The 13,809-nt window shown below is 39.9% G+C and carries 12 protein-coding genes; 2 read left to right on the plus strand and 10 right to left on the minus strand.

The window, feature by feature from the left end; translation table 11 throughout:
• Positions 1-61: 61 nt before the first annotated feature.
• The 3 genes from H5183_RS00525 to H5183_RS00535 form a co-directional block, all read right to left on the minus strand.
• Positions 62-703, minus strand: a complete 642-nt coding sequence (locus tag H5183_RS00525; RefSeq protein WP_182730621.1) for an MBL fold metallo-hydrolase — start codon at positions 701-703, stop codon at positions 62-64.
• Between the two features lie 3 nt (positions 704-706).
• Positions 707-2,509: a M14 family metallopeptidase gene (locus tag H5183_RS00530; protein ID WP_182730622.1), complete on the minus strand. Its 1,803-nt coding sequence runs from the start codon at positions 2,507-2,509 to the stop codon at positions 707-709.
• 185 nt (positions 2,510-2,694) lie between these two features.
• Positions 2,695-4,602 carry a beta-ketoacyl synthase gene (locus H5183_RS00535; protein WP_182730623.1) on the minus strand — a complete coding sequence of 636 codons (1,908 nt, stop codon included), beginning with the start codon at positions 4,600-4,602 and terminating at the stop codon, positions 2,695-2,697.
• A 126-nt stretch (positions 4,603-4,728) separates the two neighbouring features.
• On the opposite strand from H5183_RS00535, the gene H5183_RS00540 reads away from it, so the two are divergent.
• Positions 4,729-5,739 carry a GlxA family transcriptional regulator gene (locus tag H5183_RS00540; protein ID WP_145233143.1) on the plus strand — a complete coding sequence of 337 codons (1,011 nt, stop codon included), beginning with the start codon at positions 4,729-4,731 and terminating at the stop codon, positions 5,737-5,739.
• Between the two features lie 94 nt (positions 5,740-5,833).
• On the opposite strand, the gene H5183_RS00545 is transcribed toward H5183_RS00540, so the two are convergent.
• A complete protein-coding gene (locus H5183_RS00545) occupies positions 5,834-6,652 on the minus strand; it encodes an ABC transporter substrate-binding protein (protein WP_182730624.1) in 819 nt (272 codons plus the stop codon).
• Between the two features lie 363 nt (positions 6,653-7,015).
• Between H5183_RS00545 and H5183_RS00550 the strand changes: the two genes are divergently transcribed.
• Positions 7,016-8,248 (plus strand): EAL domain-containing protein, encoded by a 1,233-nt coding sequence (locus H5183_RS00550; protein WP_182730625.1) that lies wholly within the window; start codon positions 7,016-7,018, stop codon positions 8,246-8,248.
• 11 nt (positions 8,249-8,259) lie between these two features.
• Here H5183_RS00550 and H5183_RS00555 read toward each other — a convergent pair whose 3' ends face one another.
• The 6 genes from H5183_RS00555 to H5183_RS00580 form a co-directional block, all read right to left on the minus strand.
• Entirely contained in the window at positions 8,260-8,772 is a 513-nt protein-coding gene (locus tag H5183_RS00555) for an MgtC/SapB family protein (protein WP_145233140.1), read from the minus strand.
• Positions 8,773-8,786: 14 nt separating this feature from the next.
• On the minus strand, positions 8,787-9,893 hold the full coding sequence (gene rimI / locus H5183_RS00560; RefSeq protein ID WP_182730626.1) for a ribosomal protein S18-alanine N-acetyltransferase: 1,107 nt from the start codon (positions 9,891-9,893) through the stop codon (positions 8,787-8,789).
• Entirely contained in the window at positions 9,893-11,287 is a 1,395-nt protein-coding gene (locus H5183_RS00565; RefSeq protein ID WP_145233138.1) for a RimK family protein, read from the minus strand. Before H5183_RS00565 ends, rimI begins: the two co-directional genes overlap by 1 nt.
• 257 nt (positions 11,288-11,544) lie before the next feature.
• Entirely contained in the window at positions 11,545-12,021 is a 477-nt protein-coding gene (locus tag H5183_RS00570; RefSeq protein WP_145233137.1) for a GreA/GreB family elongation factor, read from the minus strand.
• Between the two features lie 205 nt (positions 12,022-12,226).
• On the minus strand, positions 12,227-12,895 hold the full coding sequence (locus H5183_RS00575; protein WP_145233136.1) for a DUF2987 domain-containing protein: 669 nt from the start codon (positions 12,893-12,895) through the stop codon (positions 12,227-12,229).
• Positions 12,888-13,694, minus strand: coding sequence for a glucosaminidase domain-containing protein (locus tag H5183_RS00580; RefSeq protein WP_182730627.1), 807 nt, complete (start codon positions 13,692-13,694; stop codon positions 12,888-12,890). The genes H5183_RS00575 and H5183_RS00580 overlap by 8 nt, the downstream gene beginning before the upstream one ends.
• Between the last annotated feature and the right edge of the window lie 115 nt (positions 13,695-13,809).

The following is a 13,809-nucleotide window of genomic DNA, read 5'->3' on the forward strand; positions in this document are numbered from 1 at the left end:
GTTAAATTATACATTGGTTTGTAGGTTGAGTCTTGTACTTTTATGCATTTATTATGCGCAACTAACCAAATTTACCACTTATAAATGGATTCGATATGCGCTCAGTCAGCACTTTAGTGTCAGGTCCATGCCCAGATAGAATTCGCGTTTCATCAGGCAGTGTCAAAATTTGATTTTTAATCGAGTCAAGTAACTGCTGGGCATCCCCTTTAGGGAAGTCTGTACGCCCTACTGAGCCTTTAAAAATAACATCACCCACTATCACTAACTGATGTGTTGCTTCATAAAATACAATATGCCCAGGCGTGTGGCCCGGACAATGACGAATGTCAAATCGCAATTGACCCAATGTAAACGTATCACCATGACTTAACCAATGCTGAGGATGAAAAGTCGCAATTGGTGCAAAGCCAAACATTTGCGCTTGCATAGGTAATGCATCAAACCAAAACAATTCGTCTTTTTGTGGCCCGACAATATCAACAGAAAAATGCTCAGCAAGTACTTTTGCCGCTCCGACATGATCAAGATGGCCATGGGTGAGTAAAATACACTGCAAGCTTAACTGATGCTTGGCAAGCTCAGTAATGATTTTATCAGCGTCGCCACCCGGGTCGATAACCGCTGCGTGGCGTGTTTGTTTACAAATAACCACTCGGCAATTTTGTGCAAAAGCGGTCACCGGTACGGTAATTATTTCCATATGTTAATTCTTTATTTGCGGTTTAGTGTCAAATGTCATCAGCACAGGATACTTTAAATAAGCTTGATCATAAAATGGCGTATGCTCATAGAGCCAGTTTAATCGTGCTTGTGCATCTTTAGCAAAAGCGGCATCCTCACGAATTTTTTTATCAAACTCAAGTGCAAGTGCCGGTTTATCTTTGAGCATATGGCGAGCATACGGCGCTAATGCATAGTTTTCCATGTACTCAGTACGTTGAAAAATCGTATTAAACTCACCCCACGCAAAAAATGAATCCGGTGCTTTGGGGTGTAAAAGATGGGCAACTAACTCACCGAAAGGTTGAGCAGTTTCAACTTTATACCAACCGGTCAAAGACTTTTCTGGTACATCAACAAAATCAAAATCTGCGTTTACTCGAAAGCGTCCTTCAAACGGCGCTTTATCAAATTCATGCTTTGTTACTACCGCGACTTTTAAATTAGTTACCAGCTCATCACTGCTCACGTTTTCTACTGTAATACCATGTAATTTGAGTTTTTCGACAATCTCTGGATACGCAGGTGGAATATAAAATGTACTTGGTACGGTGATCACAGTTTTTGCATCCTTCTGCCAGTAAATGGGCAACGCATCATAGTGCTGTTTTTCGCCTAAATACTTTACTTCCATCTGGCCACTCAAGGCGCTTTTACTGCGCGAATATTTGATCCCTGCAAATGCGATAGTGTTTGGCTCTTTTGCATAACCGCGTTCAACAATAAGCTGGCTTGGCACAAAAGCACGTTCTTTTTCAACCGCTTCGGTTAATTGTTGATGATGTTGCGCCAATGCTGACATAGCCCCATCTAAAAATACATAGGTGCCAAGTACACGTTGTTTATACGGTTTTAATGAATGATTTTCGACAAGAATTGTGGGTAACGATCTTAAATCCCCCCAACCATTCGAATAACGAGGAGTGGCAACCCAGCCCGCTAAGCCTTTTTTAAACTCGCGCTTATCCATTACAAATACCAGCGGCCCAGGTATATGGCCTTGCTCTTGTAATTTTGTGTCGATGATAGGTTTAAAATAATTATTGAGCGCATCTGACACACTTGGCGATTCACTGGCAAATACGGGGTTGTACCCGTAAGTTACATCGTATTGATAATCTGCACCATCAGTCACATGCACATCGATATATAAATCTGGGTTAAACTGCTTGATCACCTTTAATACACCACGTACTTCCGGCGTATCTAGTTTGGTGAAATCACGATTTAAATTTAAATTATTAGCATTGGTTCTAAAGCCCATTTCAACTGGCCCACGCTGGTTTATGCGATTAAACTGACTACTACGCTCATGGCCATCAACATTTAAAATAGGAATAAATAAGATGTTCACTTGGCTTAAAATATCTCGACGTTTACCGGTTGCAATATCGCGTAGCAACATAAACATCGCATCTTTACCGTCAATTTCTCCGGCATGAATTCCCGCTTGAATAAAAATAGTCGGCTTGGCGTTTTGCATTAACTGCGAAGGTGTAAATGCACCATCTTCGCTTGCTACCATCATGTTGATCGCACGGCCACTGGCACTATGTGCAATAGTTTGCACTTGGAATTGGGTAGGGTTTGCTGCAACAAGACGATCTACAAAGGCCATAGTTTGCTGATAATTTGGTGACTTTAGTCCTTCGCTTAGTTCGAAATCAGTGGTTAATGGGCCTTTTTGTTGTATCAGTGCCAAACTTTGACCTTGCCATGGCAACAATGGCGGTAAATGGCTATCTAATGTAACACTGGCACTTAACAATAATAAACTGGCGATCATAGGACTCTCAAACGTTGGCCTCTTTAATAGCTTGAAATTATAACAAGGATAAATGACAGATCGCGTAAACTGCGGTGATTCAACAAAAAAATGCAGCCAATGACAATTTAAAAACTTTATAGGGCTAATTTTCACGCATTAAAAAAGGCGCTATAAAAGCGCCTTGCCACTCAAGAATAATGTGCTTAAAACATATCTTGATAAGGATTCGTTTTACTAAATGCAATGGCTTTATCAAAACCGGGAATATGCATGTCGGTATCAGAAATGACAATTTCATCTTCATCAATCATGCCATCACCAAAGCGATAGATTAGCTCATATTGTCCTAAGTCAGCTTGTTGCTGATAATTAGCCTGAGCGGCTGTAACGGTTTGATTGCTCAATGCATATGCATCCATCACCGCACTACCATGGCGTTTTGCTAGCATTTTCATGGTCACCATGGGTGACAAAACAGTGGCTGTGGCATTATTTCCGCCAAAGCCTTTTGAATTAATAAAAGCAATATCCATGTCTTCGCATTGATAATGCTCAGTACGAATATCTAAATACTGGTTATGCACATCCTTGGCCACTTTATCTATGGTGGTAATACCCGGCATAATATTATGTGCAAATACACCCAGCGCCATCGCTAATTGGTCGCCACTAGCTGGCGCAATTGTGTGCCCTACATACGCTTTTGGTGCTGCTACTTTCCAATTATCAATGGCAAACGTTTGTGCCACCTTATGATAAATTAATGACTCTGTTACGCGGTTTTGCGGTGTGCTTGAACCATGCGCTAAAATAAAGCTACGTTGTTGTAATGCTTCTTTACCTAATAAGCTCGTGGCTAATGCCGCCGACTTCGCCATGGTTATATAATTACCCGGTCCCGGTGATGTAATTGATTTTTTAACGCCATCAGCATTTACAAATACATCAGGCACGCAGCCTAAAATGTCTGCCCCCAACTCCAGTGCTAACGCATCATCCATTAGAATCGCTACTTGTGCGCCTTCACCTAAAGTAAAGCCACAATTTTCGCCAAATGGGCGGCTACTTTTACGATAATCAGGCTCATCATCATTGCTTAAGTTATCCAAGCGGCGTAAACCTTCAATATTCGCCAGCGCACTCATATTACCAAAGCCTTCAACAACTTCAGGGGTAATTGCGCATTCAACACTTGCCACAATAGCAACACGTGTACGCCCTGCTTGTATATCGTTTACTGCAGCGCGCAAGTTATATAAAAATGTTGCACACGCGCCTGAAGTTGAAAACGTAGTGCCTACATTGCCCGTCACATAGGCATTAATAAAATCGGTCGACATTGTATTTAAGCCAAGCGCTAACTGCTTGGTGCTGACGCGATCACCTTGCTGGCGCGCTTTTACTAAACCACCTAAGCCCTTGTCATCCATTTGACCAATAACCGACGCTGAATAAGTGCCAATTTTATCAGGCTCAACACTATTCATAATGTGTTGCCAATCGAGTCCGGTTGATTTAATCGCGTCAGTAGCAGCAAATATAGTGGCTTGTAAACCACGTGGCTGGTAGCGACTGTTGTACATAATAGACGGATCAAACCCTGTTGGTAGTTGCCCAGCCGATTTAATCGGATTATCGCGAGTAGAATCATGTTTAATATCAAACTGAGCCGCAATGGTTACTTTTACTTTTTTATTTTCAAGCTCTTCTACTTGCCAACTTGTAGGGACCGGCGAAGGTAAATCTTTACGACGTGTTTCAAACACAATAGCGCTTTCATCTGACGCGGTTAACGTCATTTTTTGCTGCCACGGTGTTGCATCGACATCAAAATGCTCTTTTTCAATTTTACGAATTAACGTACCGGCAATAATTTGCTCACCAAAGCGTGCTTCTATGTCGCTTTGCTCAACAGTATTGCCTTGTAAATCTTGCAGTTGCCCATTCACAAGACTCACTAAATTCATTAACGTGGCGAGGCCTAAAAATGTTTCTTGGCGGGCTTGAGTATCTAAGTTATTTAACACGATACGACGATAACCTTGATGAAAAGAAGTACGGCCTGCGGCGTTAATTCCACCCATGCCGATAATAACGGGTAATGCTGTCATAATTTACCTTGAGAAAACGTGTTATAGGAGAAGCTTGCAGTTTAGATGGATTTAATTATCAACATTGTGCTTAAATAGCCAAATAATGAGCCTATGAGGCCAAATCAAACTGGTCGGAGCAATTAAATGGACAACAACTTGGTACTTAGCCCTTTGCAAATAAGTATTTTGGTATACCAGCACTTATTGATCACCAGTGTCACCTTGCCAATTGAAATGCTCAGAGCCGGTGAGGCGTACGCCAAGGGGCATATAAACAGCGGAACTTTTCGGCCATTAACGATTAATTTAATCGCTGAGGACAACGAACCTATCAAAAATCGCAGCGGCTTAGCAATATTACCGGATCACACTTACAGCACAGCACCTTACAGTGACTTGATTATTGTGCCCGGTATTTGGCGCAATCCTCGCCCTGTTGTCAGAGCAAACTCTGGGTTAGTTCAGTGGCTTGCCAGTAGCTGGCAAACGGGTAGCTCAATCATTGGCGTGGGTACTGGCAATTGCTTAGTCGCTGAAGCTAAGTTATTAAATGGTCACCCCGCTACCACTCATTGGCATTATGCAGAACAATTTAAACGCGACTACCCACAAGTGCTGCTCAAGCCTGATTTTTTTATCACCCAATCTGAGCGCTTATACAGTGTGGCAAGTCTAAATGCCTTAGCAGATGTGATCGTGCATATTATTAGCCAATACTACGGACAGGCCGCCGCTCAGCATGTTGAGCGCAACTTTTCTCACGAAATTAGGAAACCTTACGAAGATCAGCGCTACCTTGAAGGCGCCGTTGATCGGCATCCAGATGAACTCATCGCGCAAATTCAATTTTGGTTAAAAAACAACTTAACCACAGAACAAAGTTTAACAGAGGTCGCTCAACTATTTAGTTTGAGTTACCGCTCTTTTACCCGCCGTTTTCGCATTGCGACCAACCAAAGCCCCATTGAATATTGGCAGCAATTACGCGTACAAACAGCCAAAGAGCTACTTGCATCATCTAACTTATCAATTCAGGAGGTTGCTTTAGAGGTGGGTTACAATGATCAAGGTCATTTAACCCGCGTGTTCAAGAAAGTGCTCTCGCAAACGCCTAGCGAGTATCGAAAAGTGGTTAGAAGAAAGTTATTTGGTTAATAAGTTGGCGGGGTGTTATTTTTAAACAATTAAACCTTTTAGATAGCAAAATATACAGTGCGAGTTAAACATGAGCATCGACGTTTAACGCGTATCATTTATCATCGCTGTCGATTTGAGTACGCCTTTCAAATACTAGCTTTAATGCTGCGTCCATTTCTTTAATAAAGTCATCCTTAAATGGAAATTTTTCTGATGGTGCTTTCAAATAGCCAATGTGAGCAGTTCGCTTGAAAATAATTTTGTCTTGCTGAAGTTGACTCAAATCAACAAATGGATGGCTTTGCTTAAGTGCTTTAATGCCTGATAAAATGGCCCATTTGTCGTTGATATAACAGTCGATTCTATTTTTAGCCAGCTTCAAAATATTTGATAATGTATCTTTATTTTCCCATATTTTTATTTTGTTTTGCTCCATGGCAGTGTTCAATGCTTGATCGAATAAAAGATACCCTGTATTGATACCAACATTAATCGGCTTTAATGGATATTCTGTGTTTTCAATCTTGAGTAAGCTTGAGTTTGGATTACAAAAAGCTTGTATTACTTCTTCATGCAGCGGCTCTGAGTAAGGCCAAATAAAACTGCGCCCTTGCACATTTTTATAAGGAGGTAGTAAGGCAAAGTCCTCTCCTCGTCTAAGTGCGTCAACACCGCGCTTCCAAGGTACTGGTTGCAACTCTATAATATATTTTTCACTGATCAAATCGGCAGCTTGACGAACTACATCAACATATAAGCCCACTAACTCACCGTCTTTAAGGTAAGAATATGGGGGATAACTATCATCGACTAATATCACAACACGATAGCTTGGTTTGGCCACTACCTGTATTGTAAAAAAGAAAGCAAACAGCAGAAATACAATTCTTTTCGGCCCATTCCACTGTATTATTTGCCAACTCGATTCCATTAAACAACACCTAAATAAATAATCACTGGTTATTAGCGCAGTCAGATTCATATTTTTTACAAATCTTACCATCCCCAAATATTATACCTACTGAAACGCTAAAATAACAAAAGCATAAGGCTCACTCTTATTATAACGATAAGCGTACGACAAGGACCATCTAAGTGCCGGACTTTCTAGGCCATTAACGACCGATTTAATCGCGCAGGACTGCAAATCTATAAACGAGCTAGTCCCTCCCTGAATTATAGATAGAGAAAACTGAACTAAGCAGCAAATAAAATCAAACGCTAATTAGACGTTTATATCTATATAAATTATAGTAATAGCATTAAAAGTGCTAAAAAATCACATGGAGGCGCCATGACGGCAAATTTTAGCGATGTGCTTTTGGATCAAAAAGATAATTCGTCAATCGATGCTAAATTGACAAATTTGCTGGGATTAGTGCGCAAACATTTAAATATGGATGTTGCTTTTATTTCAGAGTTTATTAACGATGAACGCGTTTTCAAAGTTGTCGATAATCCATCAGCAAATAAAACGGTTAAAGTGGGCAATTCCGATCCTATTAATGAAACATATTGCCATAAAATCACTGAGAAACAGCTTAGCCCTATTATTACCAATTCAAAAATAAATCCAATTACTCAAATAATGCCAGTAACCGACAAGTTAAACATAGGCGCTTATATTGGTGTGCCTATCAATCTTTCAAATGGTAAATTATATGGTACGTTTTGTTGTTACAAATCGCATCATGATGAAAGCTTAAACGAGCGGGACTTGTCTTTTTTAAAGATGATCTCTGAAATTGCAACTGGATTAATTGAAAAAAACCTGCATAACACTGCATTGCATTGCCAAACCAAATTAGCAATTGATGAGGTTATTGCAAGCAACAGTATAAGTATTTATTTTCAGCCTATTTTTAATCTATTTAGTAATGAAATTGCGGGCTTTGAATCACTGTCACGCTTTTTTACCAAACCTTATAAAACACCTGATCTCTGGTTTAAAGAGGCAACAGATGTGGGCCTAGGTGAATCTCTGGAAATGCTGGCGATAAAAAACAGCCTCGCCTATATTGCGCAATTTAATGACACCACTTATATCGCCATTAATTGTTCACCATCCCATATACTATCGGGTGCACTTGAATATACTCTGCAAGGAGCCGATTGTTCAAGGTTGGTATTAGAAATAACTGAACATTCACCAATATCAGACTATACAGTAATGCGAGCTGCATTAGCGCCACTGCGAAAAAAAGGGCTACGTTTGGCTATTGATGATGTAGGTGCTGGCTTTTCGTCGTTTCAACATATTTTAGAACTGGAAGCCGACATTATTAAATTAGATATCAGCCTTACGCAAAATATAAATAAAGACAATCGTAAGTTTTTACTGGCCAAGGCACTTTGTGGCTTTGCTAAAGCAATAGACTGTTCGATTGTTGCCGAAGGCATTGAAACGCAAGCAGAGCTTAACGCATTAAGAAAATTAAATGTTGATAATGTGCAAGGTTACTTTATTGGCCGCCCAGCTCCTATTGAAGATGCATTGAGCTATCAAAGCATGACTTTATCAACATAAAAACGCCACTCTTAGTGGCGTTCTGATTCGTTAATTTCTTTTCGATAGTATCGTTTGTGATAACTTTTAACTTTAGCGTGTACACCTTTACTTAAGCTTTTAAACTTAGCTTCAAGGACATCTACACCATATAAAATGCCCACCACTAAAATGGATAGTTTAATAGCTGCCAATAAATTATCGGTTGCAATCACTACACCAATAGATGCCAAAACCCAGATAGTTGCCGCAGATGTTACCCCAACCACAGCGCCATCTTTAGCGAGCATCACTCCAGCACCTAAAAAGCCGATGCCAGTAATAATTTGACCAACCACGCGCGAGTGGTCAATCACATCACCATGGAGCATAAACGCCGTGGCTAAAAACAAATAAGTACCTAATATAATCAGTACTGAGGTTCTTATTCCTACTGGTTTGCCACGTAACTGGCGTTCCATACCAATCAAAGCGCCACAAAATGCAGCACTTCCTATTGCCGACCACGAATAGGGGGCGATATCTACTAATTCAAAAAAAGTCACTCAAAATCCTAAAATTACTGCATGTGTATAGCCAGTGCCGTACTCAAACGAGAACTACCGAAACTGGCCATTTTTAAAAAGTCACTCTTAGCGATGGGTACGTGTTGACAATCAATCGCCAGCTGTTTATCGCTTTCACAAAAAGGGTCATGGACATATAGACAATGCTCATCTAAATGCGTTACACACACCCAATGCGGTGACTTTTTACCATCAAAGCGATACGTACTGATCAATAGCACCACGGCCATTTTGGCTACTAACCAGCGCTCTATGTGCTCAAGGGTTAAATCTTGATACTTCACATCTAGTTTGTGATTAATTGCCTCAACCACAAATTGATTATGAACCGTGTGTAAAATTGCTTTCTTCTTATCACTTCTTACGCCATCAACAAACAATGTATCACGTGTATTAATAATCACATCGGCTGTAAAACCGCGTTTATTGGCAGCTAAAGCAAGTCCTAATGGATGACAACCACCATGACCAGAGGTCATAAAAATAGTGGTTGCTTCACGCCAAATATCAAGCTCATTCACTTGTGAAATAATCGCTTTTTTTATTGATGACATTGCCATTAGTAATGCCGCTGGCCCGCAAGTAAATTCGGTTGTTTGCTGATACCAAGGCGTTTCACGCGAAAACTCAAGCTCATTGGTTTTACGAATGTTTTTTTGCATCCGCAAGGCATCACTATGATCATCATAATAGTCACTGTATTGCCCAAATACCCGATAGCCAAGCTTTTCATAAAGTGCGATTGCAGCTTTATTATTTACCGCCACTTCAAGACGCATAAATAACCGTCCGCGTTCAGCCGTTGCTCTTTCTAGTGCTTTCAAAAGCTGCTGAGCAACGCCTTTTCCTTGTGCATTTGGTGCAACTGCTAGCGAATATAAACGTGCTAAACGAGTGCCTTTATGGCACCACACTAAGCCATAGCCGAGTAACTGTTGTTCTGACTCTGCAACCATTAAAATACCATGCTTGGCTGCAATCCAGCGCTTAAAGCTACGCGCACTTAATCTATCTTGATTAAAACTTTGCTGCTCTATCTCAAGTAACGCTTTTAAATCGCTATCTGTGGCAGCGCGAACTGCCACACTATGCTCGGTCATTAACTTCGACCTCGTGCTTCGAGGCGTTGTTTAAATTCTTCCATAATAATCATATAAAGTTCATCACCTAAGTAACCATCTTCTACTTTATGGTCAATACTTGGGTTATCGTTTACTTCAAGCACATATGCACGGCCTTGGTGTTCTTTAACATCCACACCATAGAGCCCTTTGCCCACAGTTTTACATGCTTTTAATGCCGCATCTAAAACTGCTTTTGGCAACTCAAAAGTAGGCAGTGTTTCAAAACCACCAGAGAAAAACCGTTTTGCATCATGATTATAAATTTGCCAATGATTACGCGCCATTAAATAACGGCATGCATAGATAGCACGACCATTTAAAACTCCTACTCGCCAATCGTATTCTGTGTACATATATTCTTGGGCTAGAACTAAAGCGCTAAATTCAAATAACTCAGCCAATTTTGCTGCCAGCTCATTGCGATCAGTTACTTTGTAGACACCTTTTGAAAACGACCCTTCAGGCATTTTAAGCACTAATGGGTAAGTAAATGCCTCTTCAAGCTGACTGATGGTTTCATCACTTTGATCAGCTACTACCAAGGTTTTTAAGCTCGGTACTTTTTGATAATTAAACGCATCATGTAAATACACTTTATTACAACAGCGTAAAATAGACTCAGCATCATCAATCACCACTAATCCTAGGCTCTGCGCCTTACTTGCCAGACGGTAAGTTGGGTGGTCAATTGCAGTTGTTTGGCGAATAAATAGCGCATCAAACTGAGCGATATTGTCTATTTCTTCAAAACTGAGCGCTTGAGCATAGATACCATGTTTAGCTGCCGCTTTAATAAAACGGGCTATTGCATCTTTATCGCTTGGTGGCACTTTTTCATTGTGATCAACTAAAATAGCCATATCCCAGCGGTAACGTTTTTGCGAACTGCTTATACGCCACTGTGTTTGCGTAAACTCAGTTAATTTAGCAACAAAGTCTTGATGCTGCTGAGTATTAAGCGACGCCAATGAACCTTGCTGTAACAGCCCGGCTTCATCTACAAATAAAATAGGCGCTGGATATTGTTTAAATACCGCTTTTGCTGCTTTGTTTTGTAGTTCATTTACTGCATGCCCAAAGTATAAGGCATCATCGAGATGGCCAACATTAAGCATCAAAGTTTGGCCATTACGTAGCGCATTAATCGTTTTTACGCTTGGCAATACTTGATGTTTACGTGCCTCAGCAAGTAATGAGCAATAATAGCCTTTACTCAAGTATTGGCTTGAGTCGCATAGATTAATAATGCGCGTTTTTGGCTCATTATGCTTTGGATAATCTCGTAAGTAGGTATTGAAGGTAATTACGTTTTCGAATGAGTGAGCAAGTGCCTGCTCGTTGTTATCAACCACAATCAAGGTTTTAAACACGACTTTTCCTAAAATAAGTCAAAATACAAATGTAAGAGTGAATATAAATAGAAACACCCATACTGCTAAGTCATCGTTGTGCAACACGTGTACTTAACAGGATGGGTGCTTTAGATTCAGCTACTGCTTAATCTACAGGTGATTTATAAAGGGTTTTTCGCTACCTTTCCAACGAGTAATTTTTAGCGTTAAGATAAGTAAATTTAATCAACCACAGTAAGATCAAAAAAAGCTGGTTAAAGCTCCTTTCAGCATCACTAACTTATTGAAATAATTTCTAATAACGTGGATTTATTCGCTATTGTAAAACTAAACTCATCACCTTGTTGCTTATCCATCAGTAATTGACCTAATGGTGACAGTGGTGTGAGAACATACACTGTAGTGTCTTTTATTTTAATGCTTAAACCACCAGAAAGTGGCCCTAAAAAATACCATTTTAGATTTTCGTCTTCATCGCAGATACAGACCAGCGAACCAATGGCAACTTTACTTGATACAGCGATTTTAAATGCCTTTTCAAACTCGATAATACTCAAATGGCAGTCATTCACACGCTGTGCTTGCCCTTGCGCTAAATAGGCAGCTTCTAGGCCTAATGTATCGTATTTATTTTCAGCAATATTTTCTTCATGAGTGGCGGTGTCATGGGCTGTCTTTGCAGCAGCCTGCGCGGTACTAAGTTGCGCCTCTAAAGCAAAACGCAGGCATTCAATCACATGGGTTTTATTCATATCTAAGGAATTATTTTAAATCTATAATGACTGTATTTTAACGTGCTTTGGGCTGCGTGTAACTCAATTGGCTAAAAACAAGGTTATTCATAGGCATTGATTAGTAAATATGGAAGGATATTTTTTAATTACTCTTGATTACTCTTGATTAGTAATAACATAAATCAAGCGCTGCTGTTAACAGCGCTTACTCAACTGTTTTTTACTACTTAGCAATCCATGGCGTTACTTTTAGTAATGGCACCGGCACAGTAAATGCTGTTTTATCGTCTTCCCACTGCTCAGTAACACTGACATGACAAATTGCTCCTTGGCAATCAAAAGCAGGATCGGCAATCGTCACTGGCTCTGCAAAAGTCAGCACCACACCTTGTTGTTCAGGCAATAAAAAGCTCATCAGTTTGCTAACAAAAAATCCCGACAGATCCGATAATAATTCATCAAACTCATCATTAAGCTGATACAACTGGTGTTTATTTAAATTACTATTATTGAACTCACGCGCCTCAATTTGCAGTTTTAACTGGCAATCATGGTTTTCATTTTGAGGCTCGATAACCACCACAGCTTTATTTGTATCAAGTTGTTTATCAAAAGGAAGTAAAAGCTGAGCATGCTCAGTATAATTAAGTGAAAATTCCTCTCGCTCAGTAATAATGCGCCCGGTTTTAATTAAACATTCGTCATTACTGGCAATGTCGGTGATGTAAAAATTGACCTGAGCAAATTGAAAATCACCTTTATTGACGACTTTTAAACGATCATAAAAGCCATCATAAGAAACCACAAACTCTTTTGCTTGCACAGTAAACGTTGCTATTAGTACAACGGCTAATGCCATAATATGACTGATACTACGTACTGGGTTATTCATCAAAGTAAGCTCTATTTTGGTTGATCATTTGATTTAATTCTTCGATATACGCTTCACCACGCTCGGAATAGGAGATTAATCCGTAACTTAGCTTAGTCGCTGAAATTGGCTTTTCTTGTAAACGCAAATCGGCGCGGATACTACGTAACTCTTTATAAGCTGCATGGGTATTAATATTTTTAAAATAAGAAGTCACGGCTGCTCGCACAGATTTAAATGCCGCCACTTCATGGTCTGCACCAGTATTACGACGATTAGGCACCATACCGCAGCCTTTGCTATAACACCACTGACCAAAAAAGTTTAATCCTATTCGAGCAAATCGAGACGTTCCCCATGCTGATTCGTTTGCCGCTTGCATCAGCGCTAGCTCTTTAGGAATAATATCAACTCGACGTAATGCCTGACGCAAAGACAAACTATCAATCGTTTCTGGTAATTTATAGCTGTTTAAAATCGTTTTAACTTGCTTAGTTTGCGTGCGACTTAATGGCTCATCGTATTGCACCATCATCAATGCAATCTCCAGCGTTGCCCGTTGCTGCAGGATTTTTTTATTTTCAGCCTCAACATGCGGCCGAATAAAGTTAAAAAAAGCATGTTTTTTTTCTTTTACATCACTAAAGCCGTTAAAATCAGGAAGCTTAACGTTATGTAATGGCTTTTCTTTCTTTTTGACTGGTGGCTTGATTAAGGCTGTTTCGCCCTCAATAGTTGAATTCGTCCTTTCTATAAATGGGTAACTCAATGCCCAAATAAAAAATAGGCTAACGATTAAACGAAATAGATACTTAAGCATGTATTCTCTCAAAAAAACTAATGTTTATGCATGGTATATCCACACGCATCTGACCATTCATTATACCTAAGCACTCCAATAAAGGCGAATATACCCATTTGAAGGATTTATAATC

It is taken from the genome of Pseudoalteromonas sp. SR44-8, assembly GCF_014163635.1.
Taxonomy (GTDB): Bacteria; Pseudomonadota; Gammaproteobacteria; order Enterobacterales; family Alteromonadaceae; genus Pseudoalteromonas; species Pseudoalteromonas rhizosphaerae.